Consider the following 24828-nt stretch of genomic DNA (forward strand, 5'->3'; position numbering starts at 1 on the left):
GACGTCGTCCCCGGTTTCTGCTACGGCAACCGGTGCAACCCCTTGGGGGACGTCATGCACCTGGTGCGCAAGTCCGTCGTCGTCCTGTCCGCGGTGCTGCTGCTCGGTGCGGCGGAGCCCTCCGCGCCCGCCCGGGCCGCCTTTGCTCGCGGCGAGTCCGCCCTGGGCGCCGGCCGTCTGGACGAAGCGGCCGCCGCATACCGCGAAGCGCTGGCCGCCACTCCGGGCTATTCCCCCGCGCTCAACGGCCTGGGCAGCGTGGCCTTCCGCCAGGGCAAGCTGAAGGACGCCATCGCGCGCTTCGGCGAGGCCACGCAGGCGGACCCGCTGCACAAGATGGCGTACTTCAACCTGGGATATGCCGCGCGCAAGGCCGGGGACGCCGCCACCGCCGCCCGCGCATACGGGCGCTATGTCGAGCTCGAGCCGGACGACGCGGACGGCTACTACGGCCTCGCGGAGAGCCACCGCCAGCTCGGCGACAAGCCCCAGGCCATCGCCGCGTATCAGGGCTACATCGCCCGTGAGAACCGGCCCTCGGAGCAGATCTGGGTCCAGAAGGCGCGCGGCTACCTGAAGTCGCTCGGCGCCTCGCCCCTGCCGCCCGAGTCTTCGAAGCCGCTCCCGCGCGGCGTCGCGGCGCCGCCTCCGACGAGCACCCTCGGCGCCTCGCCCGAGTCCCCGAAGCCGCTCCCCCGCGTCGCCGAGGCGCCGCCTCCGACGAGCACCCTCGGCGCCTCGCCCGAGACTCCGAAGCCGCTCCCGCGCGTCGCCGAGGCGCCGCCTCCGACGAGCACCCCGGGCGTCACGCCAGTGACACCTCCCGCTGTGGCGACGGCCGACGGCGCGGACCTGCGCGAGAAGGGGACGCCCCCGGGCACCGCCGTGGCCTCGCCGGCTTCGACGCCCTCGGCGCAGGAGCCGGTGCCCTTCCCGTCGAAGCCCTCGGCCGAGGTCGCGCAGGCGCGCACGCCGAACCCCGCGCTGGCGGCGGCGCGCATCCGGGACGGCGACGCGCTGATGAAGGAGCGCCGCTACCGCGAGGCGGCCTTCGCGTTCCTGGATGCGTCGCACGCGGACGAGGGCCATGTGGAGGCCTTGTTCAAGCTGGGCAACGCGTTGGCGGTGCTCGGCTACTACGGGCAGGCGGTGGAGAAGTGGGAGTCCGCCATCCAGCTCACGAAGGACGCGGCCATCCGTCAGAGCGCGCAGGACAACATCGCGCGGGCGCGGACGAAGATGGCGCAGTCGGGCGCGTCGCCGCAGGCGGCGGGACAGGCCCCGGGCTCCGGACCTGTCGCGGAGACGACACGGGCGCAGGCCCGGAGGGCCTATGAGCAGGGCGTGCAGCGCATCGGCTCGCGCGACTTCGCCACGGCGCTGACGCACCTGACGCAGGCCATCCAACTGGAGCCCATGCTCGCGGTGGCCTACACCGCGCGCGGCAGCGCCAACATCGGCCTGCGGCGCTACGCGGAGGCCGCGGCGGACTATCAGTTCGCGATGGAGCTGGAGCCCCAGGCGGCGTCCCCCCTGTACGGGTTGGCCGAGTCCTACCGTGCCCTGGGGCGCAACGCGGAGGCACGGGGGCTCTACGAGCGCTATGCCGCCTCGTCGGCCGCGGACGTCCGTCCCCAGCTCCAGGAGGAATCTCGACAGAAGGCCGTGAAGCTGCGTTGACCGGCGGCCAGGCGGGCCGGGGGGCAGGTGGATCCTGTCAGCCCCAAGCATTAATTTGGAGGCATGACCGGGCGCGACGCGGAGATGAACGGACGGCAGGTCTTTCGCCCTCGTCGTAGCCTCTCGGCTGCGATGGCGGCGGCGGGTCTGCTCTGGGTGGCGGTGCTGCTCTACCTCTTCAAGTTCGAAGGGGTGCCGCTGAAGACCTTCCTCTCAGCGGGCTTCTTCATCCTCTTCTTCGGCGTCTCGCTCGCGTACTACGCGCGCACGCTCATCGTCGTGGACGCCCGGGGCATCACCTACCGGGGCATGGTCCGCACCCGGCGCTTCGCGTTCTCGGACATCCGCAACGTGGACGTGCTGCCGGGCCCCGTCACCGTCTACGCCATCCGGGGACAGTGGGGATTCGTCCACTTCACCAGCTTCTTCCTGCATCACCAGAAGCTCGCCCGGATTCTCGTCGAACGCGCGGGGCTGGCGCCGCTGCCGGGTTGACGCGCTAGGTCGTCATCAGGAGGTAGGTGACGAGCAGTCCCGCCAGCGCCGCGGTGCCTCCCAGCCCGATGAACCACCACTCCGCGCGAGCCTTCCGCCGAGGAGGCGCCGTCTGCGCCGGCCCCGTGTCCGAGAGGCTCTGTTCGGGGGATTCCGGGGCGGCCGGCTCCGCGGGCGCCTCGTCCAGGGCCGCCTGGAAGCGCAGCAGCGTGCGCCCCAGCTCCAGCACGTCGCCATCGCACAGCGTCACGGGCTCCTGGACGCGCTCCCCGTTGACGTAGACGCCGTTGGGACTGCCCAGGTCCTCCAGGACGAACACACCTTCTTCGTGGTGGATGCGCGCGTGATTGCGGGACACGGACCTGTCGCGAAGGCGCAGCGTGGCTTCTTGTCCCCGACCGAGGTCCGTGCGGGCGTCCGCGAGCGCGTGCATCCGGCCCACGTCCAGTCCCGTCAGGCAGGTGAGGGTGGCCGCGCGGGAAGGGGCCGCGTCCAGGCCCGTGAGCAGCCCCTTGAGCACGGCGACAGTGCCCTGGGCGCGCTGCTCGGGTGTCTCCGGGAGGACACTCAGGCGCATCGTGTCGGGCAGGCCCACCACCTCGCCGGGGAGCACCAGCCTGGACACGCCCGGAGGCACGAGCACCCCGTTGACGTCGAAGGTCCGGGTTGCCTCCACCATGAGCCGCTGCCCCTCGATGTGCAGGGACAAGAGGTGGGGCGGCAGGGCCTCCAGGCGGACATGGTCCTCGGGACCGCCGCCCAGCAGGTGATGGCCCTCGGGCAATTCGAAGGGCGTGGTGGTGCCCAGGTGCTGGAATTCGAAGCGCATGACCCGGGGCTGGAGCAACGGGTGGACCGCCCTGGCGCACGGGGATTCGCGTGCTTGGCGCTTGGGTGCGTCCCGGGCGCTGGCCCGGCCCGTCCTCGCCGCGAGACGGCTCAGGCGGCCGGGTCGCGGGAAGTGTCCACTTCCGACACGCGCGCGCCAGGATGGACGGCCACCGCGGAGCCATCCGCGACGAACGCGGAGGCGGGCGTGCCCCGCAGGAAGGGCACGAAGCGCTCGCCGTACAGCTTCGCCACGTCGCACTCGAAGACGGGGTCCTCGGCGCGCCACACGGACCAGCGCGGGTGCTCCACGCGGTACTCCGCGCTGCCTCCGTCGCGCTGGGGCGTGTAGCCCCAGTAGTGCTCGGTGATGAACTCCTCCTGCGAACCCGGAGCGCTGGGCAGGGGAGTGCCCCGCGTGCGCGCCGCGAGTCGATGCCAGCGGCCCTCGTGCTTCCAGCCGTACTCCAGGCGGCCCGGTGCGCCCTGCTCGGCGCCGTCCATCTCCACGAGGTGCCGCATGGGCAGCGCCAGGTACGGCTCGTTGTAGACGACGCGCGCCACCGTCGCGATGGCCCACCGGGGGACGAGCTCCCGCACGAAGGCCACGCCCCGTCGCCATCCCTCGGGTCCACGGTGGCGCACGTAGTAGCGGAGGTTGACCTCGTCGAAGTCGCGATGGAAGGGCACCGCGAGCCCGCGCACGCGCGTGTCGAGGAAGCGGAAGCCCACCATGCTGGCGAAGGCCTTGCCTCGCCACGTGTCCAGCTCCGTGCCTCGGGGGACGAGCGGCGCGAGCACCTTCGGGTCCACCTCGTAGTTGAGCATCACGAGGTAGCGCCACGTGGCTGTCAGGAAGGGGCTCATGTCCCTTCGTAATCCGCGCCGGGCCCGCGTGTCCGGGCCGCCGTCGCGGGCCCCGAACTCCGCCTTACCGGAGTCGGAAGCCGATGTTCTGTGGGAGCGAGAACATGTACGCGCTCGCGACCACCATCATCACCACACCCAGGGCGAGCAGCGAGAGCTTCAGCGACGGGTGGTCGAGCTTCGTGGCCACGCCCGCGAAGAAGAGGACGGAGGCGAAGAGCACGACGCAGAAGGTGAAGTTGTCGCCGTTCTGGGTGGCCTCCCGCGCCTTGTCGAAGGTCGCTGACGCCTCTTCGTTCAGCAGCCGGCTGCGCTCGCGAGGCGCCGGGTAGTATTCGGGCCGCGTGAAGGGTGTGTCCGGCGGCGCGACGCCTTGCAAGAGGCCCTCCGCGCGCCACGCCTCGAAGGCGGGGCGGAACTCCTCGCGGAAGCGCTGCTCGAAGAACCGCGCCCGCTTCTCGTCGCCGTCGCTCCACGCGGCGGCCCAGTTCCCGAAGGTGCTCGTGTCCACCTCGACGAGCAGCGCCATCTCGTTGGCGGCGCGGACGGCCTCGGAGCGCAGCGCGTTCGCCTTGCTGTATTCGTAGGACTGCTCGCCGCTCCAGCGGGTGGCCTGGTACGCGCTCCACGCGGAGCCGACGGTGGCGAGCGCGAGCAGCACGGTGGCGAGCAGTTCCACCATGTACTCACGCCTGCGCTCGCGCGCGGGGCGCAGGTGGAGGATGGCGTCGGCGAGCTCCTTGTGGAACTCGTGGGGAGCCGGGGATGACGTGCTCATGCGGGGCCTCCAGGTCCTGTCACGGCGAGGACGTCGGCTGTGTGGTGGCCGAGGTCGCCGTCACCACGGGCCCCTTGGGTCCGGGCCGGATTTCGTAGTCGACGGAGGCCTGTCGGGAGGGGCAGCACAGCGGATCCTCGTCCGAGTAGCGGCGCACCGCGCCCGACAGGCTCTTCGCGTCCACCAGCCGCACGTCCCCGAGCGCTCCGTCGAACCGGTCCGACATGGGCTCCGGAGACAATGTGCCCGCGAAGCGGCCGTCGACGAAGACGAACACCTGGTAGCCCATGGCGCGGCACTGGCCGTCCCCCTCGGCCGCGGCGGTGATGACCTCCGTCGTGTCGTAGACCTGCAGCGCGCCCAGCAGCGTCCAGCCCGCCTTCACCACGGCCCGGTCCGACGCGGTGGTGGGCTTGCGCGCGAGCTTCGCGCAGGGGCCCGTGCGCAGGGACTGGCCATCGCCACGAGGCGCCTTGGGCAGCGTGGCCCCCGACACGTTCCATGACGCCAGGGGCTGCTTGTCCACCCACGCGGAGCCGCTGGCCTGGGGCGCGGCGGGCGACGCGGCCAGGGAGGGGGCCGCCCAGAGGAGCAGGACGGCGGGGATGAGCACTCGACGTCGCGACATGGGCGAGACCTCCGGAAGCAAGATGGCCCTGTCGCGCGCGAATGGGACGTGGGCCGCGCGGGCGGGCAGGTGAGCGGAGGGCCGCCCGGGTCGAACGCAGGCGCGATGGAGCCCACCTCGCCGCGGGAAGGCCGCTAGGATGCCCGCCGCCGATGCGCACTTCCTCCATCGTCCTCTTCCTGACCCTCGCGTGTTCCGTGGCCGCGTGCCGCGATGAACAGGCGGGCCCCAAGCCGCGCACGCAGCGTCTGCCGGAGCCTGCCCGCGCCCGCATCCTGGACGCCGCGCCCTCGGACCTGACCTTCCGCGCGGGCACGACGTTCGCCGGCGGCTCGGTGGTGTACCTGGGCTCGAAGGTGACGCCCGCGAACGCCGCCCCGGGGCAGCAGGTCCAGCTCTCGCACTACTTCCAGGCGCGCGCGCAGCCGCCCCAGGGCTATGGCTTCTTCGTCCACGTGGTGGACGTGGCGAGCGGCGGCATGGTCGTCAACGCGGACCACGAAATCCAGGACGGCGCCGCGCCGTTGGCCACGTGGCCGGTGGGCAAGGTCATCGAGGATGTCCATGTCGTGCCCATGCCCAACGCCCCCGCGCGGGTCATGCTGGGCTTCTGGCGCGGCGACGAGCGGCTGGCCGTGGACGACGCCTCCGCCCAGGACGGCGCGAACCGGATGCTCGGGCCCCAGCTCGGCGGCGCCGCGCCGGCGCTCCCCGAGTATGTCGTGCGCCGGGCCGAGACGGCGCCCAGGCTGGACGGCGTGCTCGATGACGCGGTCTGGAAGACGGCGACGCCGGTGGTGCTGAAGGGCAGCTTCGACGGGCGCGCGGTGCGGCTGCGCACCGAGGCGCGCCTGGCTTACGACGACGCGTACCTGTACGTGGCCTTCGACTGCGAGGACCCGGACGTCTGGGGCACGCTGCGCAAGCGCGACGACCCCATCTACGAGCAGGAGGTGGTGGAGATCTTCCTCGACGCCAACGCGGACGGGCGCACGTACAACGAGCTGCAGGTGTCACCGCACAACGTCCAGTTCGACGCGTACTTCCCCGCGCGTCGGCAGGGCATGGACCTGTCGTGGGACTCGGGGCTGACGTCCGCCGTGAAGGTGCGCGGCACGCTGGATGACGCCTCCGACAAGGACGAGGGCTGGTCCGTGGAGCTGCGCATCCCCTTCGCGAAGCTCGCGGAGGTGCCCCGGGTGCCGCCGCAACCTGGGGACAAGTGGCGCTTCAATCTCTATCGGCTGGAGCACCACGGCCGGAAGACGGTGGAAGGCCAGGCCTTCTCACCGCTCTTCGTCGGTGACTTCCACGCGCTGCCGCGCTTCGGGTGGCTGACGTTCCAGTGAGGGGCCGCGCCCCCGCGCTCAGGCGTGCGGGGTGATGTCCCACTGGGCATCCGCGACGGAGCGCTCGGAGGTGTCGCCCAGGAAGCGGAGGAAGCCCTGGAGCTCGAGCGTATCGATGAGCTCCTCGGCCTCCTGTTGCGAGTACCCCTTCAGGTCCACGAGCAGGTCGCGCATGAGCGACTTGCCGCGCAGGTAGCCCACGGGCTCTCCAGGGCCGAGCTTGGACTTCAGGTCCGCCGTCAACTGCCGCAGGTCGATGTCCTCGGGAATCATCGACTCAACGATGGGAATGACGCTCCCCCGCGGCAAGTCGTGGCGAGGAGGGCTCCGGCTCGCGCGTCAGGTGAGGGACCAGCCGGACTTCCCGCCCATCACTCTCCACCGTGACGGCGCCGTCGATGTCCGTCCGCCAACACTCGCTGCCCAGGGCGCGGTAGCGCGCCTCGACCTCCGGGTGGGGGAAGCCGAAGCGGTTGCGCCGGCCGACGCAGAAGACGACGTGCTGGGGACGCACCCGCTCCAGCAGCGCCTGGGTGGAGGACGTCCGGGAGCCATGGTGGGGTGCCTTCATCACCGTCACCGGGCCCAGGCCCTCGGTCAGCAGCTCCTCCGCGTCGTGCTCCATGTCGCCGGGCAGGAGCACCGTGACGTCGCCATGGCGCACGCGCAGCACCACGCTGCGGTCATTGACGCCCTCCAGCAGCTCCCGCTCCGCCGGGCCGGGCGGCCCCAGCACCTCCACCGTCGCGTCTCCCAGGCGAAGCGGCGGATGGCCCGCCTCCACCTCCTCGACACGTGCGCTGCCCGCCGCCTTCACCACCTGCCGTGACAGGGGACCGCCCTCGTCACCCGCGGGCAGCCACAGGCGCGCGGTGGGCACCTGTCCCAGGGTCGATATCAATCCCAGCGCGTGGTCCGGGTGCGGATGGGACAGCACCGTCAAATCCAACGCGGAGATACCCTGGTGGCGCAGGTAGGGCAGCACGAAGCGCGTGCCCGTGTCCGCGCCGTTGGGCGCGCCGCCGCCGTCCACCAGCGCATGGTGTCCCCTCGAGCTGAGCACCACGGCGTCTCCTTGCCCCACGGAGAGGAAGGTGACGCGCAGGCCCGGCTGCGGCATCACCCGGGGCACGAGCACGGTGGCGACGAGCGCCGCGGGCGTGAGCCACAGGCCGTGTCTCCACCGCCCCGCGCCCAGGGCCCACACCAGCAATCCCAGCGCATACGGCGCGGCCCAGAGGCCCAGCGACGGCACCTCCACCGAGGCCAGGGGCATGGCCGCGAACACGCGCGTCACCCACAGCAGCGCCTCCGACGCCCACGCGCCCGCCCACAGCACGGGCGTGGCCACCACGGGCGAGATGACGAACAACGCCGCCCCTCCCGCCGCCAGCCCCGTGAGCAGGCCACAGAGGGGCAGGGCGACGACATTGGACAGGAGCCCCGCCAGGCTCACCCGTCCGAAGGCCGAGGCCACCACGGGCAGCCCCGCGAGCGTGGCCGCGCCGCTCGCGCACAGCGTCTGCGCCATGGCCTCGCGCGACTGGTGCCACCACCGCACCCATCGGCGAGGCTCGCGAGGGTCCGCGGGCGCCAGGGGTAGCGCCAGCCTCAGCGCGGGCACGAGCACGACCAGGCCGAAGACCGCCAGGAACGACAGCCGCAAGGACAGGTCCTCCACGCTGGAGGGCGCCCACAAGCCCAGCACCAGGGCCGCGGCGCTGAGGCCGTTGAGTCCATCCGCGCGCTTCCACCACGCCAGCCCCAACAGCACCACGGTGGCCATCACCGCCGAGCGCACCGCCGGAGGCTGGTTCCCGGTGAACAGCACGTAGGCCCAGACGAAGGGCACGGCCGCCGGAGCCGCCACCCGACGCGCATCCACCATCCGCCACCGCGCGCCCGCTCTCACCAGCAACCGCCGCAGCACCGCGAGCGTCATCAACGCGAGCGCCGCGACATGCAGCCCGCTCACGCTGAGCACGTGCGCGAGGCCCGCGCGTGAGAACGCGTCCTCCCACCCTGCATCCAGCTCCGCCCGGCGTCCCGCCGCCAACGTCAGGAAGAGGGCCGCCGAGTCCCGCGACGGCGCCACCCGGTGCGTCTGCTCCGCGAGCCGCTCGCGCGTGTCCTCCAGGCTCCACCGCCACGTCGACGCGAGCGACAACACCAGCACCCGCTCCGCGCTCGTGGACCCGGTGAAGGCCACGCCCTGTCGCCGCCGGACCGAGGAGAAGTCCTTCTCACCGGGATTGGCCGCCGGAGCGTCCGGGGTGAGCCGCGTCCGCGCTCGGAGCCGCTGGCCCGGCAGCAACTCCACGGGCGCGCCGCGCAACGTCAGGTTCACCTTGAACCGGGCCGGCTCGAGCGCCGTCTCCGAGGGTCCCGCCAGGGCCACCACGAGCCGCACGCGCGTGCCGCCCTCCACGGCGTCCACCCGCTCCGCCTCGCCCTCCAGCACCGCCTCGCCGCCGCCCTGGAGGGACGCGGGCACCCGCACCCGGGCCTCCCAGTGCGACAGGCCGGCTCCCGCCATCCAGAGTGCCCCCAAGACCGCCAGGTGAGCACCAGGCAGCCGGGCGAGCGCCAGGCCGACCAGTCCCAGCAAAACCCCGCAGACCAGAAATAGCTCCGCCGAGCCATCCGTTCCGGGTGACCAGAGAGCGCCCAGCAGCAGGCTCAACGAAGGAAAGAAGAGGGGACGCGTCCCCAGGTCGCGCCAAGCGTAACGTTCCACCCACCACCCCGACCTGCACCGTCCGTCACGCCAGCTCGCACACCGAGCGTCATCGCGTACGAAAACCGACAACGTAGTCGGACGCGTTCTGGGTGGTCAAGGCGTTATCGTTGCCCGTTGATGTGGTTTGTGGTAGTAGTGCCCGGCTTGTTGATGGAAGGCCGGTTGCGAGTCTTTCAAGGAGGCAGTTAGTGCAGACCAGCTTCAAGACTGGTGACAAGGCGGTTTATCCAGGCCAGGGCGTCGGTGAGGTGATGGGTATCGAGCACACCGAAGTGGCCGGGCAGCGCCAGTCGTTCTACGTGCTGCGCATCCTGGAGAACGGGATGCGGATCATGATCCCGATCAACAAGGTCGGGTCGGTCGGCCTCCGGGAGATCATCAGCGAGGAGGATGTGAAGCAGGTCTATTCCATCCTCAAGGAGAAGGACATCTCGGTCGACTCCACCACCTGGAACCGTCGGTACCGGGAGTACATGGAGAAGATCAAGACGGGCTCCGTCTTCGAGATCGCCGAGGTGCTGCGTGACCTCTACCTCCTGAAGGGCGACAAGGACCTGTCGTTCGGCGAGCGCAAGATGCTCGACACCGCGCGCTCGCTGCTCATCAAGGAGCTGTCGCTGGCGAAGGACTGCTCCGAGGAAGAGATCGAGTCGGACCTGAAGAAGATCTTCAACCTGGCCTGATCCGGGCCTCCAGCCCGACACTCCCGCCCCGGGTTCCCTCACAGGGAGCTCGGGGCTTCGTGTTTGTGCGTCATGATTGAGCCGTCATCCTCCTCCGCGTCGGCGCGGGCCGAGCGGGACCTTCGCATCGCCGAGCTGGAGGCGAGGCTCGCGCGCCGTCGCGTGGGCGTCAGGCCGCTGGCCGCGGGGCTGGGCATCGTGGTGAGCCTTGCGCTGTTGGCGATGCAGCGTCGGGAGCTGGCGTATGTCTTCTCCCCGGCCGCTCCGCTCACGTTGGGCGTGGAGGGGGACTACCGGTTCGACGCGCTGGTCTCCAACCGCTACGCCCAGGTGCATGGCATCCCCACCGCGCGGGGCGCCTACGAGCGCGAGGGCGGCGCGACGTTCGTCCTGGTGGGCCTGCGCGAGTCTCCGTTCGTGGTGCGCAGGCTCGCGTTGCCCGGGGAGGACTGGGTGGAGGGCCGGCCTCCGCCTTCACCGGACTCGCGGCCCTTCGCCATCCGGGGGCGGCTCCTGGCGCAGGAGGACGCGCCTCGCTACCGGGACGCGCTCGCGTTGTTGAAGGGCATGGGAGAGCTTCAGCCCCACGAGGGCCGGCTGTGGCTTCTCATCGAGGGGGAGCGCCCCGGTGAGGACCGGGGGCGGGTGCTGGTGGCCCTGGCGCTGCTCGCGTTCGCGGTGTTGAACGCGGTGCTGCTGGTCAGGGGGCTGACTCGGCGGTGGTCTCCAGACGCCTGAGGCCCTCGATGGCGCTGCGGTTGCCCGAGTCGTACTTGAGGGCCTGCTGGAAGGCGGCCCGCGCGGCGCTCGAGTCGTGGGCCTTCACGTGGTCCACGCCGGAGCGGACGTACAGGATGGAGAGCTGCTTGCGCAGCTGCGGCCCCTGCAGGCTCCAGCCCTTGGAGAGCTCCTGGTCGATCTGCGTCGCCAGCGCGAGCTGGGAGATGGCGCGCGCCGTGTCGCCCTTCGCGAGCGCCTTGCGGGACTCGGCGCTGGTGGCCTCGAAGCGCACGAGCTGGGCGTGGAGCGTGTTGAGGCGGGCGCCCTTGGCCAGGTCCATCGCGCCAGCCAGGTCATTGGCTTCGTAGAGGCGCAGGACGTCCGCCTCCGTCACGGGGCCCGTGGGCTTCGACGGCGCGGCCTTGGGGGCGGTGGGTTCGGGGAAGGCCGCCACCTCCACGTCCGCGCTGGCACTGCTCGGCCGGACTGCGCCCGAGGCGATCTCGCGAGCGCTCGGACTCGGCGATGCAACGGTGCTGGCCGGCGGCGAGCCCCGGCTCGCGCCCGAGGCGATGTCCCGGGCGCTCGGGCTCGTGGATGCAACGGAGCTGCCCGGGGATGCGCCACGGCTCGCACCCGAGGCGATGTCCCGGGCGCTCGGGGCTGGAGACGCAACCGTGTTGCTCGACGGCGAGCGGCCCGCTCCCGAGGCGATGTCCCGGGCGCTCATGCCGGTGGCCGCGACCGTGTTGGCGGAGCCGGCGGCGCGCTGACCGTCCGAGACCTCGTCGGTCCGCGAACCCCGCGAGCCGGTGTCCTGCTGTGCGCCCCGGTTGCCATTCCCGGCGATGTCGCGGGCGCTGAGTCCAGCCGGCGACGAGGGGCGCTTCGTGCCCGAGCCTTCGTCCGAGGCGGTCCGCTCGACCTTCGCGGTGCCAGCGTGCTCTCCGCCAGGACCCTCGTCGACCGCGCGTCCCGTCACGGCGCGCGCATTGCCCGGGTCCACGAGCAGGGGCGGCTCGGCATTCGTATCGCCGCTCGCCGTCGTCGCGCCCGCGTTCGTCGTCGCGCCCTCGGTGGGATTCACCGCGCGACTCGAGCTCAGCCCCACGGCCAGCACCGTCACCAGCGCGGCCACGGTGGAGCCCACGCCCGCGGCGACGAGCCCCACGCCCAGCGGCCCCAGCCCTCGCTTGCGAGGCACGGGCGGAGGCAGGGCCTGGGAGATGGCAGGCAGACCCGCGGCGGGCGTGCCTCCGGGGCCGCGCAGCCGCAGCAGCGCGTTGCCCAGGGTGATTTCGTCGCCCGACATCACCTCGACCTCGCCCGTGACGCGGACGCGGTTGAGGAAGGTGCCGTTCTGGCTGCCCAGGTCCTTCAGGAGGAACTGGTCCCCGGTGCGGATGACCTGCGCGTGCCGCCGGCTGATGGACGGGTGCTGCAGCCTCAGGTCCGAGGACGAGGACCGCCCCAACACCAGCGAGCCCTGCTGCACCGGCACCAGCTGCCCGATGCCAGGGCCGCGCTCGACGTACAGGAAGGCCGGCGGGTGACCGGGGTTCGAGTACTCGCGGCCCCAGTCGAACCTGGCCGACAGCTCCCGGTCCGCCTTGTCGCGGCCCTTGCCCGAGCCCTGACGGGGCGCCTTGCGCGGGCCCGCCGGGTACTGGGGCACGCGCTGGGGACGCGGGTCATCGGCCTGCAGGGGCGCCACCTCGTCGTCGTCGAAGGGCAGCTCCACCTCGGGCTCCTTCGGCGCCTGCGAACCCGGCGGGCGGGGAGGGCGGGGCGGGCGCTTGGGATTCGGTGGAGCCATGAACACCATTCTCGCTGATTGAGGACCGGCTGGAAGGTTCTCAGGCCCTGGGCGTCCGAAGTTGTCCAGGTCCGATGGTTTCCCCCAGCCCTTCCGGATTCAAGACCCCGTGAATGCTGGCCTGTACAGGGACCGGGAATCTAGAGTGGCGGCCACACGCACAAAGACGGACCTCCAGGAGGAATGGCGCAAGTGACGACTCCCCCCACCATCCGGCTCTTCAACACGATGACCATGCAGAAGGAGCTCTTGCAGCCCTCTGTCCCGGGCTGCGTGGGGGTCTATGTCTGTGGGCCCACGGTCTACAGTTACATCCATATCGGGAATGCTCGCACCTTCACGTCGTTCGACGTGGTGGTCCGCTACCTCCGGTACCGGGGGCTCCAGGTTCGTTATGTCCGGAACTTCACGGACGTGGACGACAAAATCATCAAGGCCGCCCAGGAGACGGGCGAGGCCCCGGTGGCGCTGGCGGCGCGCTACGTCGAGCTCTTCCGCGAGGACGCCAAGGCGCTGCACATGCTGGAGCCGGACGTGGCGCCCAAGGTGAGCGACCACCTGCCGGAAATCATCGGCATCATCCAGAAGCTCGTGGACAAGGGCTTTGCCTACGCGTCCCAGGGCGACGTGTACTTCTCCGTCAGCGCGGACAAGGACTACGCGAAGCTGTCCAAGCGCCACCTGGAGGACCTGTGCGTGGGCGAGCGCGTGCAGCCCGGCGACCAGAAGCGCGAGCCGCTCGACTTCGCGCTGTGGAAGGCGGCCAAGCCCGGCGAGCCCGCGTGGGAGAGCCCCTGGGGCCCGGGGCGTCCGGGCTGGCACATCGAGTGCTCGGCGATGAGCGCGAAGTACCTGGGTGAGACGTTCGACATCCACGGCGGCGCTCTGGACCTCATCTTCCCCCACCACGAGAACGAAATCGCCCAGAGCGAGTCCGCCAACGGGGTGGAGTTCGCGAAGTACTGGATGCACTGCGGCTTCCTGGACCTGGAAGGCGCGAAGATGTCCAAGTCGCTGGGCAACGTGGTGCGCCTGCGCGACGCGCTCCAGCGCGTGGACGCGGAGGCCCTGCGCTTCTTCTTCCTCTCCACGCACTACCGCCACCCGCTCAGCTTCTCCGACAAGGCCCTGGCCGACGCGGAGGCGCGCATGGAGTACTTCTACGAGACCCTGCGCAAGGTGGACGAGCGGCTCGCCGGCAAGGACTTCGGCGACGGGCCGGTGCACGGCGACCCGCACCGCTTCCTCGCCGAGTTCGAGTGCGCCATGGACGACGACTTCAACAGCGCGGGCGGCCTGGGCGCGCTGTCGGGGCTGTTCGGCCTGATGAACGAGCTGACCGACAAGCCGCCGGTGAAGGACAAGGCGCTCGTCGGGCGCACGCTGCGCGCGCTGCGCGAGGACGTGCGCAAGGTGTCCGGCGTGCTCGGCCTGTTCGAGGACGACTCGAGCGCGTGGCTCTTGCGCCGGCGTGAGCGCGCCGTGCGCGAGCGGGGCATCGACGTGGCGGAGGTGGAGCGGCTGCTCGGTGAGCGGACGGCCGCTCGGGCGGCCAAGGACTTCGCCGCCGCGGACCGGGTGCGGACCACGCTGAAGGAGAAGGGCGTGGAAATCATGGATACGCCCGCCGGCACCTCGTGGAAGGTGGCGGCCGCGCAGGGCTGAAGGGCTGCGGTGCCCCGGGCCTTCGTGTTAGGGCTCGGGGCACCATGAAGCACCTGCTGTCACTGCTGCTGGCCCTGGCCTCCGCTCCCGCGCTCGCCCAGCGCGCGCCCCTCGTCACGCCCGCCGAGAAGACGGCCGCGGGCACCATCGACCCGGACGTGCTGCGCGCGCACATCCGCTTCCTCGCGCACGACCTGCTCGAGGGACGCGGACCCGGCACCCGGGGCGACGCCCTGGGACAGGCGTACATCGCCTCGCAGTTCGAGGCCCTGGGCCTGAAGCCCGCAGGCTCGGACGGCACGTTCTTCCAGCCCTTCGACCTGGTGGGCGTCACCGGCCATCCCCAGGCGATCTCCGTGCGCGCGCCCCTGGGCAGCGCGGAGCTGAAGTTCCACGAGGACTTCATCGCGGTGTCGGGCGTGCAGAGCCCCGAGGCGCGGCTGGACGCCTCCGAGCTCGTCTTCGTGGGCTACGGCATCCAGGCGCCCGAGTACGAGTGGGACGACTTCAAGGGGATGGACGTGCGCGGCAAGACGCTGCTCATCCTCAACAGCGACCCGGAGGATGACCCGCGCATCTTCGGCGGCCGCACGCGGCTGTGGTACGGCCGCTGGGATTACAAGTACGAGCAGGCGGCGAAGGTGGGCGCGGCGGGCGCCATCATCCTGCACACCACGCAGAGCGCCGGCTATCCGTGGCAGGTGGTCCAGTCGTCGTGGACGGGTGAGCAGTTCGAGCTGCCCGCCACCACCGGCCCCCGCCTCCAGGTGAAGGCGTGGACGACGGAGGACGCCACGCGCCGGGTGCTGCAGCTCGCGGGGCGCGACCTGGAGACGCTGCGCGCCGCCGCCCAGTCGCGCGACTTCCAGCCCGTGCCGCTGGGCGTGACGGTGTCCACGCGCTTCGCCAACGAGGTGCGCCGCAGGCCCACCGCGAACGTGCTGGCGCTGCTGCCCGGCAGCGACGCGAAGCTGTCCAACGAGGTGGTGCTCTACAGCGCGCATCACGACCACCTGGGCAGGAAGGAGGGCGGCAAGCCGGGCGAGGACACCATCTACAACGGCGCGCTCGACAACGCGGCGGGCGTGTCCGCGATGCTGTCGGTGGCGCGTGCCTACCGCTCGCTGCCCAAGGCCCCGCGCCGCTCCATCCTCTTCGCCGCGGTGGCCGCGGAGGAGCAGGGGCTGTTGGGCTCGCAGTACCTCGCCGAGCACCCGCCCGTGCCCGCGGGCCGCATCGCCGCCAACGTCAACATCGACGGCGCCAACATCCACGGACGCACGCGCGACATCACCGTCATCGGCCTGGGCAAGTCCAACCTGGACGCGGTCATCACGGCGCTGGCGAAGACGCAGGGCCGCGTGGTGAAGGCGGACCAGCTGTCGGACCGGGGCTTCTTCTACCGCTCGGACCAGTTCAACTTCGCGCGCCAGGGCATCCCCGCCGCATACTTCGGCAGCGGCATGGACTTCATCGGCAAGCCGGAGGGCTGGGGCCGCCAGCAGCGAGAGGCGTGGGAGGCCAAGCACTACCACCAGCCTTCCGACGAGCTGCGCGCGGACTGGGACATGTCCGGCGCGGTGGAGGACGCCCGGCTGTTCTTCCTCTTGGGGGCCCACGTGGCCCGCGTGCCGGAGCTGCCGCGCTGGAACAAGGGCGACGAGTTCGAGGCGGCCCGCCTCGCGGCCTTGAAGGCGCTGGAGGCGCCCAGGACGCCCCCGTCGGAAGGCGCCTCGAAGTAGGGCAGGGGGCGCTCCGTCCGCCGGTCGACGGGCGGGTACAAATGTGCAGTGTTTCCCTCCGCGAGGGTGTTAAACCTCGCGGATATGCCTGAGTTCCAGATCGTCAGCGACCACCAGCCCGAGGGCGACCAGCCGAGGGCCATTGGCGAGCTCACGGAGGGCGTGCAGCGGGGCGACCGCTACCAGACGCTCCTGGGCGTCACCGGTTCCGGCAAGACGTTCACCATGGCGAACATCATCGCCAACGTGCAGCGGCCCACGCTGGTCATCGCGCACAACAAGACGCTGGCCGCCCAGCTCTACGGCGAGTTCAAGTCGCTCTTCCCGAACAACGCCGTCGAGTACTTCGTCTCGTACTACGACTACTACCAGCCCGAGGCCTACGTCCCGTCGACGGACACCTTCATCGAGAAGGACTCGTCCATCAACGACAACATCGAGCGCATGCGCCACTCGGCCACGCACTCGCTGCGCACGCGCGACGACGTCGTGATTGTCGCCAGCGTCTCCTGCATCTACGGCCTGGGCACGGCGCGCAGCTACGTGGACCTGGCGGTGCGGGTGGACCAGGGCGGGGAGATGGAGCGCGACGCGTTCATGCGCCGGCTCGTCGAGTCCCAGTACGAGCGCAACGACATGGACTTCCACCGCGGCACCTTCCGCGCGCGCGGCGACACCGTGGAGGTGTTCCCCGCCTACGAGGAGGAGCGCGCCATCCGCGTGAGCTTCTTCGGCGACGAGGTGGAGCGCATCACCGAGTTCGACCCGCTGCGCGGCGTGACGCTCGGCGTGCTGGACAAGGTCGTCATCTTCCCCGCCAGCCACTACGTCGCCGGCGAGGACTCGCGCAGGCGCGCCATCCAGACCATCCGCGACGAGCTGGCCGAGCAGCTCGGCATCTTCAAGCGCGAGGGCAAGCTGCTGGAGGCGCAGCGGCTGGAGCAGCGCACCATGTTCGACCTGGAGATGATGGAGCAGGTCGGCTACTGCAACGGCATCGAGAACTACTCGCGGCACTTCTCGGGGCGGGCCCCGGGTGAGCCGCCGCCGTGCCTCATCGACTACTTCCCGCGAAATCTCCTGGTGCTCATCGACGAGAGCCACCAGACGGTGCCGCAGATTGGCGCCATGTACCGGGGAGACCGCGCGCGCAAGGAGACGCTGGTCAACTTCGGCTTCCGCATGCCCAGCGCGCTGGACAATCGGCCGTTGAAGTTCGGCGAGTTCGAGGAGCTGGTGCCCCAGGCCGTCTTCGTCTCCGCGACACCGTCCGAGTACGAGCTGCAGAAGTCCCAGGGCGTCGTGGTGGAGCAGATCATCCGTCCCACGGGCCTGACGGACCCGGAGGTGGAGACGCGGCCCGTCGGCAACCAGGTGGACGACCTCCTCGAGGAGGTGCGTGTCCGCGTCAGCCGCAACGAGCGCGTCCTGGTGACGACGCTCACCAAGCGCATGGCGGAGGACCTCACCGAGTACTACGCGGACGTGGGCGTGCGCGTGCGCTACCTGCACTCGGACATCGACGCGATTGAGCGCACGGCCATCATCCGCGACCTGCGCAAGGGCGAGTTCGACGTGCTGGTGGGCATCAACCTCTTGCGCGAGGGCCTGGACATCCCCGAGGTGTCGCTGGTGGCCATCCTCGACGCGGACAAGGAGGGCTTCCTGCGCAGCCACGTGTCGCTCATCCAGACCATCGGCCGCGCGGCGCGCAACCTGAATGGCCGCGTCATCATGTACGCGGACTCCGTCACCGACTCGATGAAGAAGGCGCTGGAGGAGACCTCCCGTCGCCGGGAGATCCAACGCCAGTACAACAAGGAGCACGGCATCACCCCGCGCTCCGTCAAGAGCAACATCACGGACCTGTCCGAGCACCTCTACGACGCCGAGTCCGCGGGCGCGCTGCCCATGGCGGCCGAGGGCGAGGACGACGTGCTTGAGTCGAAGGAGCTCAAGCGCCTCATCGAGGAGTTCACCCAGGACATGCACCGGGCCGCCGAGTCGATGGAGTTCGAGAAGGCCGCCGAGTACCGGGACAAGGTGCAGCTGCTCAAGGACATGGACCTGGGCCTCAAGCCCGCGTCGCGCTCGCTGCTCAAGGGCCCGGCGAAGGCGAAGGAGGACGACGCGCCGAAAAAGGGCCGGGGCCGGGGTCGTTCGTCACGGGCGAAGCCGCGCCGCTAGGAGGCGCCTGTCATGGACGTGAAGCTCCAGGAGAAGCTCGACGCCCTTCCCACCGAGCCCGGCGTGTACCTGATGAAGGACCGCCGCGGGCAGATCATCTACGTGGGCAAGGCCATCAACCTGCGCAGCCGCGTGCGCTCGTACTTCACGCGCACGGGGGACACGCGCGTCTTCGTGTCGCTGCTCGACGAGCTGCTCGGCGACCTGGAGACGGTGCTCGTCCACAACGAGAAGGAGGCGCTGCTCCTCGAGAACGAGCTCATCAAGAAGCACCGCCCGCGCTTCAACGTCCTGCTCAAGGACGACAAGCAGTTCATCTCGCTGCGCCTGGACCGCACCCACGCGTATCCGCGCCTGGAGGTCGTCCGAAAGTACGAGCGCGACGGCGCGCGCTACTTCGGCCCGTACTCCAGCGCCGGCGCCATCCGCGAGACGCTGCGCATCATCAACCGCTTCTTCCGGCTGCGCACCTGCACGGACCACGTGCTGGCCAACCGCAAGCGCCCCTGTCTGTTGTTCCAGATCGGCCGCTGCCCGGCCCCTTGCGTCTACCCGGTCCCCGAGGACGACTACCGTCGCAGCGTGGACGAGGTCGTCATGTTCCTGGAGGGCAAGGCGAGCGAGCTGGTGGAGGGCCTGCGGCTGCGCATGAAGCGCGCGGCGCAGGACCTGAAGTTCGAGGAGGCCGCGCGGGTGCGCGACCAACTGCTCGCCATTGAACGAAGCCTGGAGCGTCAGAAGGTCGCCACCACGGACTTCAAGGACCAGGACGTGTTCGCCCTCTACCGCGAGGGGGACCGCATCCTGTTCTACGTCCTCTGGGTCCGGCAGGGCCGCCTCAACGGCGGGCAGGCGTTCCCCTTCGGCAGCCAGGAGTTCCCCAACGAGGAGCTGCTCGCCTCGTTCGTGAACCTCTACTACGACCAGGGCAGCTTCGTGCCGGAGGAGGTCCTGCTGCCGCTGGAGCCGGAGGACGGCCTGGCGGGGCTGGAGGGCCTGCTCACCGAGCGGAAGGGCGAGCGCGTGCGCGTCATGGTCCCCAAGCGAGGGGAGAAGCACGAGCTGGTGAAGATGGCGGAGAAGAACGCCGAGCAGGCCTTCATCGAGCGCCGGCGCACCAAGGACGAGACCGACCAGGTGCTCTCCCGCCTCCAGCAGCGGCTGGGCCTGCGCAACTTCCCGCGCCGCATGGAGTGCTTCGACATCTCCCACTTCCAGGGCTCCGCCATCGTCGCCTCCCAGGTGGCCGTGACGGATGGCGAGGCCGACAAGTCCCGCTACCGGAAGTACAAGATCAAGACGCTGGAGAAGCAGGACGACTTCGCCAGCATGTACGAGGTCGTCACGCGCCGGCTCAAGCGCGGCCAGGAGGACGGCGACCTGCCGGACCTGCTCGTCATCGACGGCGGCAAGGGCCAGCTCGCCAGCGCGCACGCGGCCATGAAGGATTTGGGCGTGGACACGGTGGACGTGGTGGGCCTGGCCAAGAGCCGTGACCTGGAGGTTTTCGACCGGGACGCGGAGAGCGCTCGCAGCCCCGAGCGGGTGTTCGTCGTGGGGCGAAAGGACCCCATCGTGCTGGCGCAGAACTCGGCGGAGATGTTCATGCTGACGCGCATGCGGGACGAGGCGCACCGCTTCGCCATCACCTTCCAGAAACAGGTGCTGCGAAAGAGCCGGGTGCGCTCGGCGCTGGAGGACATCCCGGGGGTGGGGGAGGTGCGGCGCAAGGCGCTCCTCAAGCACTTCGGCTCGCTCAAGCGCGTGGGTGAGGCGAGCATCGAGGAGCTGGCGGAAGTCGTCGGTCCGGCGGTGGCGGAGCGGGTCCATGCGGGGCTTCATGGACACCCCGACGAAGAGGCCGAGGACCCCGTCCGGGAGGCTTCCCTGGATGACGCCACCGAACCCTCCCACGAAAAATCACGGGGAGGGTCGCCACCCGGTGCGGCGTGATTAATTTCCGCTGCAGACTGCGGGGGGAAGCGCGCTGGAACCGCGACGTTCCTGGGGTTTTTAATTGCGACTGGGCTCCGCGCTGATTTATAGCGGTTGACGATTCGAGCAGCTCCAAAGAGGGCGAGGGACCGACATGAGGCTGTATCCGAAGGTGATCCCGATCATTTCGCGAGAGACGATTCAACGGCTCATGCAGGATGGGGACATCGAGGTGGAGCCGATGCGCGTGGCGGACGCCGAGATGGACCTTTCGGCCATCATGCGTGAGTACCTCGCGAACGAAGAGCGTGTGAACCAGGCGACGCGCGAGGCGCTGGAGCGTCGCGGATACGACCCCTCCAAGTTCAACCAGGTGAAGCGCGAGATGGCGGACGTCCGCGGCTTCAAGATGGGCGACGAGGGCATCGAATACGTCATCAACCAGATGATCGAGTTCCTGCTCATCAGCCGGAACGTCGAAGAGGTCTTCTCGGCGGATAACTCGCTGCGTCAGAAGATCCACGTGGTGATGAAGAAGCACCTGGACGTGGACGAGGACATCGACAAGGAGGCGCGCTCCCGCCTGAAGCACCTGCAGGAGGGAACGAGCAGCTTCGAGATCGAGTACAACAAGACGGTGGAGCAGATCCGCCGCGCGCGGGGCCTCATCTAGTCTTCTTTGGAGAGAGGGGACTGTCGTTCCCCGCTCCGCTGCCTACCTTGTTGCACAAGGAGGCAGCGTCGATGGCGGGACCTCTCACCACGCTTCTTTTGTCCGGAGTACTGGCCGCCGGGCCAGGCGGGTTCACGTTCGAGGGCCGGGAGGCCAGCGCGGGGACCGAGCGACCGGACGGCTTCTTCATCCAAGGACCCTTGCCCTTCACGGACCTGGCCGAATCCGGCACGGGGAGCGCCGAGCTCACCGTGGAGGACCGGGTGGACCTGGCCCAGGCCACGTACGGCGACAAGGCGGCCTTCCAGGCGACGTTCCGGCTGGGGAACACCGAGTACCGGGTGGAGCTCGCCCAGGCCGGTTTCCCGCCCGCCCAGGCCCGTTCCCAGGCCTCGTCCAGCTTGCCCCCGGCACCCCGCCACACGGTGGGCGGCGGCGTGCTCCTGAACGTGCCCATCTACGGGGACAGCGGGCTGGGGTGGTCGGTCATGACCCGCTCCCATGCGGCGGTGGCCGTGTGGGGAGTGGGGAGCGTGTGGCGTGATGGCCGGTTGCTGACGGACACGGCGCTCATCCACGTGGCGGCGTTGGACGCCGGGGCGTTCGCGGATGACTCGACGCACCGGATGCTGCGTCAGGCGCGGGCGGGGGACACGGAGCTGGTGGTGCTCGCGTACAACCTGCCGACGGACGTCGAGCGTCGGGGCTTCGTGCAGTTCGTGTTCGAGGACGTGGCCATCGAGGTGGCCGGGGTTCCGGTGCGCTCGGTGGCGGTGGTGGAGAACACGGGGAATCTGACGGTGGACCCGACGCGGCTGACGCCCGTGCCGGCGAACGTCGCGCCTGGCCTGCCGCCCATCCTTCCGCAGCCGGCGGCCACGGGTGGCAGTGGCCTGGCGACGGGAACGTCCGTGTCGGCGCCGGAGGTGGGGACGCCCGGGGGCAGTCGGGTGTTCGTGGGCGGGGGGCAGGGCGGCACGGTGGTGCGGGGAGGCGCCACGGTGGGGACGGGGACGGCCGATGTGACGGCGCCCGAGTCGCCCGCGGTGGTGAGTGGCGGCTTCCCCACGAGCGTGGTGGCGGAGCCGCCGGTGAACATCTCGGGGGTGACGTTGGGGACACCGACGACGAGCCCGACGCTCGCGGCGGAGGGGGTGCTGACGACGGGCGCGTCGCCGGTGGGGACGGCGCCTGGGTTCTTCGGCTCCTCGGGGACGACGTCGAGCCTGGCGACCACGGGGTCGTTCTCGGTGCCGGTGCCCTCGGTGACGTCGCCGAGCTTCGATGCGTTCCTGGGCACGTCGCAGGTGAGTCCGGGCATCCTCGCGACGGCGCCGCCGCTCAATGCGGCGCCGGGCTCACCGCCGCCGGGGCTGCTCGGAACGCCCACGCCACTGAATGCCGCGCCCGCGCCGCCGCTCTTCGGGTCTCCCACGCCGTTGAACGCGGGGTCCGCCACGACACTGCCCGCGACGCCTGCTCCGGCCAATGCGGCGCCTGCCCCGGCCAGTGCCGTGCCCGCGACGTCAGCACCCGGCGGCGCGGCTCCAGCGAATTGAGGCACGGGTCTGTAGAGACATGAGAGGGCGCGCCGCGAGCGTTCGTTGCTCGCGGTGCCGCTCCGCGAGCGCCGTCATCGCCTGTGCATCCGCCTCGCGGCGCAGGCGGGCGACGGCCCGGTGTCGACGTGACAGCGCGAATGGTGTCGGCGGTCAGCGAGCCCGTGAGGGCGCGCCCTGATGCGCCATCGCGGCCGCCTGGGCCAATCGCTTGCGAATCTGGACGACGACGTCGTGCAGCTCGTCGAGCCGCTCGAGGACGCGAAGGTCATCCCCGGTGTTGATGAGGTTCACCGGTGACAACGTCGCGCCGCGCAGCGTGGTCAACACGTCGTGGAAGTGCGCTTCGACGTCACCGAGCGCGTCCAGCCCTTCCCTCAAATCGTCCTCCAGCAGGTCGACGAGCACCGCCGCGTCGGTGCGAGCGGGGAGCGCGCGAGCGAGGCGTTCGGTCGCCACTCGGACCGGGTCGGCCTGGCGCGAGAGCACGGGGGCGGCGAGGGCGAGAGGGGGCATGGGCTCGACGCTACAGGCCCGTAGCACCCCGTCAATTTTCCCACCCCCGCGGGGCCTCCGCCCCTCAGTGTCCCTTCGCCGCGAACACCGCGCGATGGGCCGACAGGAAGTCGCGGATGTCGACGGGCGCGTGCCCGGTGAGGTCGGCGATGGCCGTGCTCACTCCACTCATGCGGCCCTGTGCCACGGCCGCGTCGAACGACGCGTAGGCCTCCGCCATCGGTGCGGGCAACCCGTGCGCCACCAGGCCCGCGGCGAGGCTCGCGGTGTCCACGGCGATGGACTCGACGGGGCGCCCCGACAGCTCACCCGCGAACCGCGCCAGCTCCGCCTGCGTCACCGCCGACGGCCCGGTGATCTCCAGCACGCGCTGTCCCTCGTACGAGGAGGCGAGCGCCGCCACCGCCGCCCGGGCGCAGTCCTCGCGCGTGACATACGCCGTGGCCCCCGTCCCGGTCGCCGTGACGAGCCGCCCCTGCGCGACGGCCTGGGGCAGGCTGTGCAAGAGCATCTCCATGTAGACGTTGTTGCGCAGCACGGTGAAGCCCAGTCCGCTCGCCGCCAGCGCCTGCTCCGTGGCCCAGTGGTCCTTGGCGAGCGTGATGGGCGAGTCGGGCTCCGGCCGCGTCAGCGACGTGTACACGACGTGCTTCACCCCCACGCGCCGCGCGGCCTCCACGGCATGGCGATGCTGGGTGATTCGGCGGCCAGGAACATCGAGCGAGTCCGTGCTGACGAGCAACAGTCGCTCCGCGCCGACGAACGCCGCGTCCAGCGTCGACGCGTCATCGAAGTCCGCCTTGCGCACCACGACGCCGCGCGCCGCCAGGTCCGCGAGCTTCGACGGCTCGCGCGTGGTGACGATGAGAGGCCCCTTCCTGGCCTCGAGGAGCAGCTCCACGACGCGGCGGCCCAGATGGCCGGAGGCGCCGGTGACGAGCAGGGTGGGGGATGTGGCCGTCATGTGAATCTCCAGAGCGAGGGAGCGACATTGGCTCCGGCTCATGGGTAGCGCCGCCCGGCGTCCTGCACAATGCGGCCCGCTGGAGCATACTGTTCCACGGGAGGAACAATGGACCTGAACCAGCTCACCCTCTTCGTCGCCGTCGCCGAGGGCGCCAGCTTCTCCAGCGCGGCGAAGAAGCTGGGCCTGCCCAAGTCGTCGGTGAGTCGGGGCATCGCCCGCCTGGAGTCCTCGCTCGGTGTGCAGCTCATCCACCGCACCACGCGCCGGGTGTCGCTCAGCACCGCGGGACAGGCGCTCTACGAGCGGGTGTCCCCGATGCTGCTCGCGCTGCGCAAGTCCGTGGGGGAGCTGCCGGAACTGGAGGAGGAGCCGTCAGGCGTGCTGCGGCTGACGTCGGTGGTGGACTGGGGGACCACGGTGCTCGCGGAGGTCATCACCCGCTTCGTGGCGCGCTACCCCGCGGTGAAGGTGGACCTGCACCTGGACAATCGCGTCGTGGACCTGGTCGCGGAGGGCTTCGATGCCGCGCTGCGACTGGCCATCGCCCCGTTGAAGGACTCGTCGCTGCGCGCCCGCCGCCTCGGGACGCTCTCCCTGCGGCTCTATGCGTCGCCGGCGTATCTCGCGCGCCGGAGCATGCCGCGCCATCCTCGCGAACTCTCCAACCACACCTGGGTGTCCTTCCGCTCGCCCATGCCCTTCCGGCTCGTGGGGCCCGGCGAGACGCTCGTCATGCCGCAGGATGGGGCCATCGTCTGCGACGACATGTTCTTCATGCGGGAGGTGCTTCGTCAGGGCGCGGGCATCGGGTTCCTGCCGACGATGCTCGCGGAACCGGAGGTCGCCGAGGGGCGACTCGTCGCGCTGCTTCCGAAGTGGAGCATGCCGGCGGGGAGCGTGTGGTTCGTCTCCACCGCGGAGCGTCACATGCCTCGCAAGGTCGCCGCCTTCCGCGACTTCCTCCTCGAGACGCTGAAGCAGCGCTCCTTCCCGATGTGAG

The 24828-nt window shown here is 70.6% G+C and carries 21 protein-coding genes; 12 read left to right on the top strand and 9 right to left on the bottom strand.

The annotated features are described in order from the left end of the window. The first annotated feature begins 54 nt into the window (after window positions 1–54). Together K8640_RS09320 and K8640_RS09325 are read left to right on the top strand one after the other, a co-directional pair. Window positions 55–1680, top strand: coding sequence for a tetratricopeptide repeat protein (locus K8640_RS09320; RefSeq protein WP_255652875.1), 1626 nt, complete (start codon window positions 55–57; stop codon window positions 1678–1680). 63 nt (window positions 1681–1743) lie between these two features. After that, on the top strand, window positions 1744–2175 hold the full coding sequence (locus K8640_RS09325) for a PH domain-containing protein (protein ID WP_141325203.1): 432 nt from the start codon (window positions 1744–1746) through the stop codon (window positions 2173–2175). Between the two features lie 4 nt (window positions 2176–2179). Here the strand turns inward: K8640_RS09325 and K8640_RS09330 are convergent, their stop codons facing one another. The 4 genes from K8640_RS09330 to K8640_RS09345 all read right to left on the bottom strand — a co-directional run bounded on the left by K8640_RS09330 (window position 2180) and on the right by K8640_RS09345 (window position 5276). Beyond that, entirely contained in the window at window positions 2180–3004 is an 825-nt protein-coding gene (locus tag K8640_RS09330) for an FHA domain-containing protein (RefSeq protein WP_223746738.1), read from the bottom strand. Between the two features lie 110 nt (window positions 3005–3114). After that, the gene (locus K8640_RS09335; protein WP_223746739.1) at window positions 3115–3870 is read right to left on the bottom strand and encodes a YqjF family protein; all 756 of its coding nucleotides are present in this window, start codon (window positions 3868–3870) and stop codon (window positions 3115–3117) included. A gap of 64 nt (window positions 3871–3934) precedes the next feature. After that, entirely contained in the window at window positions 3935–4648 is a 714-nt protein-coding gene (locus K8640_RS09340) for a hypothetical protein (RefSeq protein ID WP_223746740.1), read from the bottom strand. A 19-nt stretch (window positions 4649–4667) separates the two neighbouring features. After that, on the bottom strand, window positions 4668–5276 hold the full coding sequence (locus K8640_RS09345; protein WP_223746741.1) for an LppP/LprE family lipoprotein: 609 nt from the start codon (window positions 5274–5276) through the stop codon (window positions 4668–4670). 152 nt (window positions 5277–5428) lie between these two features. Between K8640_RS09345 and K8640_RS09350 the strand changes: the two genes are divergently transcribed. Continuing rightward, window positions 5429–6625 (top strand): carbohydrate-binding family 9-like protein, encoded by a 1197-nt coding sequence (locus K8640_RS09350; protein WP_223746742.1) that lies wholly within the window; start codon window positions 5429–5431, stop codon window positions 6623–6625. An 18-nt stretch (window positions 6626–6643) separates the two neighbouring features. On the opposite strand, the gene K8640_RS09355 is transcribed toward K8640_RS09350, so the two are convergent. After that, complete coding sequence (locus K8640_RS09355) at window positions 6644–6898, bottom strand: hypothetical protein (protein WP_141325209.1); 255 nt, start codon at window positions 6896–6898, stop codon at window positions 6644–6646. Between the two features lie 4 nt (window positions 6899–6902). Beyond that, window positions 6903–9362, bottom strand: a complete 2460-nt coding sequence (locus tag K8640_RS09360) for a DNA internalization-related competence protein ComEC/Rec2 (RefSeq protein WP_223746743.1) — start codon at window positions 9360–9362, stop codon at window positions 6903–6905. A gap of 191 nt (window positions 9363–9553) precedes the next feature. Here K8640_RS09360 and K8640_RS09365 point away from each other — a divergent pair, with 191 nt between their 5' ends. Then, on the top strand, window positions 9554–10048 hold the full coding sequence (locus tag K8640_RS09365; protein WP_013939202.1) for a CarD family transcriptional regulator: 495 nt from the start codon (window positions 9554–9556) through the stop codon (window positions 10046–10048). A 72-nt stretch (window positions 10049–10120) separates the two neighbouring features. After that, window positions 10121–10786 (top strand): hypothetical protein, encoded by a 666-nt coding sequence (locus K8640_RS09370; protein WP_223746744.1) that lies wholly within the window; start codon window positions 10121–10123, stop codon window positions 10784–10786. Here K8640_RS09370 and K8640_RS09375 read toward each other — a convergent pair. After that, window positions 10749–12584: an FHA domain-containing protein gene (locus tag K8640_RS09375; RefSeq protein ID WP_223746745.1), complete on the bottom strand. Its 1836-nt coding sequence runs from the start codon at window positions 12582–12584 to the stop codon at window positions 10749–10751. The genes K8640_RS09370 and K8640_RS09375 overlap by 38 nt on opposite strands. A 192-nt stretch (window positions 12585–12776) precedes the next feature. On the opposite strand from K8640_RS09375, the gene cysS reads away from it, so the two are divergent. The 6 genes from cysS (at window position 12777) to K8640_RS09405 (ending at window position 22345) form a co-directional block, all read left to right on the top strand. After that, window positions 12777–14249, top strand: coding sequence for a cysteine--tRNA ligase (gene cysS / locus K8640_RS09380; RefSeq protein ID WP_370640330.1), 1473 nt, complete (start codon window positions 12777–12779; stop codon window positions 14247–14249). A gap of 44 nt (window positions 14250–14293) precedes the next feature. Beyond that, window positions 14294–15991 (top strand): M28 family peptidase, encoded by a 1698-nt coding sequence (locus tag K8640_RS09385; RefSeq protein ID WP_223746747.1) that lies wholly within the window; start codon window positions 14294–14296, stop codon window positions 15989–15991. A gap of 84 nt (window positions 15992–16075) precedes the next feature. Beyond that, on the top strand, window positions 16076–18178 hold the full coding sequence (gene uvrB / locus K8640_RS09390) for an excinuclease ABC subunit UvrB (protein ID WP_223746748.1): 2103 nt from the start codon (window positions 16076–16078) through the stop codon (window positions 18176–18178). Window positions 18179–18190: 12 nt separating this feature from the next. Further along, on the top strand, window positions 18191–20131 hold the full coding sequence (gene uvrC / locus K8640_RS09395; RefSeq protein ID WP_223746749.1) for an excinuclease ABC subunit UvrC: 1941 nt from the start codon (window positions 18191–18193) through the stop codon (window positions 20129–20131). 136 nt (window positions 20132–20267) lie between these two features. Then, on the top strand, window positions 20268–20786 hold the full coding sequence (locus K8640_RS09400) for a DUF507 family protein (RefSeq protein WP_046712884.1): 519 nt from the start codon (window positions 20268–20270) through the stop codon (window positions 20784–20786). Window positions 20787–20857: 71 nt separating this feature from the next. Next, the gene (locus tag K8640_RS09405; protein WP_223746750.1) at window positions 20858–22345 is read left to right on the top strand and encodes a hypothetical protein; all 1488 of its coding nucleotides are present in this window, start codon (window positions 20858–20860) and stop codon (window positions 22343–22345) included. A gap of 153 nt (window positions 22346–22498) precedes the next feature. Here K8640_RS09405 and K8640_RS09410 read toward each other — a convergent pair whose 3' ends face one another. Continuing rightward, window positions 22499–22861 (bottom strand): hypothetical protein, encoded by a 363-nt coding sequence (locus K8640_RS09410; protein ID WP_223746751.1) that lies wholly within the window; start codon window positions 22859–22861, stop codon window positions 22499–22501. Window positions 22862–22925: 64 nt separating this feature from the next. Next, complete coding sequence (locus K8640_RS09415; RefSeq protein WP_223746752.1) at window positions 22926–23825, bottom strand: SDR family oxidoreductase; 900 nt, start codon at window positions 23823–23825, stop codon at window positions 22926–22928. Between the two features lie 108 nt (window positions 23826–23933). On the opposite strand from K8640_RS09415, the gene K8640_RS09420 reads away from it, so the two are divergent. Next, entirely contained in the window at window positions 23934–24827 is an 894-nt protein-coding gene (locus K8640_RS09420) for a LysR family transcriptional regulator (protein WP_223746753.1), read from the top strand. The last annotated feature ends 1 nt before the right edge of the window (window position 24828 follow it).

Origin of the sequence: Myxococcus sp. XM-1-1-1, from assembly GCF_020037095.1 — a bacterium.
Classification (GTDB): domain Bacteria; phylum Myxococcota; class Myxococcia; order Myxococcales; family Myxococcaceae; genus Myxococcus; species Myxococcus fulvus.

Coding starts and splice junctions, on each gene's coding strand:
- K8640_RS09420 (WP_223746753.1), top strand. CDS start 23,934: ATGGACCTGAACCAGCTCACCCTCTTCGTCGCCGTCGCCGAGGGCGCC.
- K8640_RS09370 (WP_223746744.1), top strand. CDS start 10,121: ATGATTGAGCCGTCATCCTCCTCCGCGTCGGCGCGGGCCGAGCGGGAC.
- K8640_RS09335 (WP_223746739.1), bottom strand. CDS start 3,870: ATGAGCCCCTTCCTGACAGCCACGTGGCGCTACCTCGTGATGCTCAAC.
- K8640_RS09355 (WP_141325209.1), bottom strand. CDS start 6,898: ATGATTCCCGAGGACATCGACCTGCGGCAGTTGACGGCGGACCTGAAG.
- K8640_RS09400 (WP_046712884.1), top strand. CDS start 20,268: ATGAGGCTGTATCCGAAGGTGATCCCGATCATTTCGCGAGAGACGATT.
- uvrB (WP_223746748.1), top strand. CDS start 16,076: ATGCCTGAGTTCCAGATCGTCAGCGACCACCAGCCCGAGGGCGACCAG.
- K8640_RS09410 (WP_223746751.1), bottom strand. CDS start 22,861: ATGCCCCCTCTCGCCCTCGCCGCCCCCGTGCTCTCGCGCCAGGCCGAC.
- K8640_RS09350 (WP_223746742.1), top strand. CDS start 5,429: ATGCGCACTTCCTCCATCGTCCTCTTCCTGACCCTCGCGTGTTCCGTG.
- K8640_RS09415 (WP_223746752.1), bottom strand. CDS start 23,825: ATGACGGCCACATCCCCCACCCTGCTCGTCACCGGCGCCTCCGGCCAT.
- K8640_RS09405 (WP_223746750.1), top strand. CDS start 20,858: ATGGCGGGACCTCTCACCACGCTTCTTTTGTCCGGAGTACTGGCCGCC.
- K8640_RS09385 (WP_223746747.1), top strand. CDS start 14,294: ATGAAGCACCTGCTGTCACTGCTGCTGGCCCTGGCCTCCGCTCCCGCG.
- K8640_RS09320 (WP_255652875.1), top strand. CDS start 55: ATGCACCTGGTGCGCAAGTCCGTCGTCGTCCTGTCCGCGGTGCTGCTG.
- K8640_RS09340 (WP_223746740.1), bottom strand. CDS start 4,648: ATGAGCACGTCATCCCCGGCTCCCCACGAGTTCCACAAGGAGCTCGCC.
- K8640_RS09325 (WP_141325203.1), top strand. CDS start 1,744: ATGACCGGGCGCGACGCGGAGATGAACGGACGGCAGGTCTTTCGCCCT.
- K8640_RS09375 (WP_223746745.1), bottom strand. CDS start 12,584: ATGGCTCCACCGAATCCCAAGCGCCCGCCCCGCCCTCCCCGCCCGCCG.
- K8640_RS09330 (WP_223746738.1), bottom strand. CDS start 3,004: ATGCGCTTCGAATTCCAGCACCTGGGCACCACCACGCCCTTCGAATTG.
- K8640_RS09345 (WP_223746741.1), bottom strand. CDS start 5,276: ATGTCGCGACGTCGAGTGCTCATCCCCGCCGTCCTGCTCCTCTGGGCG.
- uvrC (WP_223746749.1), top strand. CDS start 18,191: ATGGACGTGAAGCTCCAGGAGAAGCTCGACGCCCTTCCCACCGAGCCC.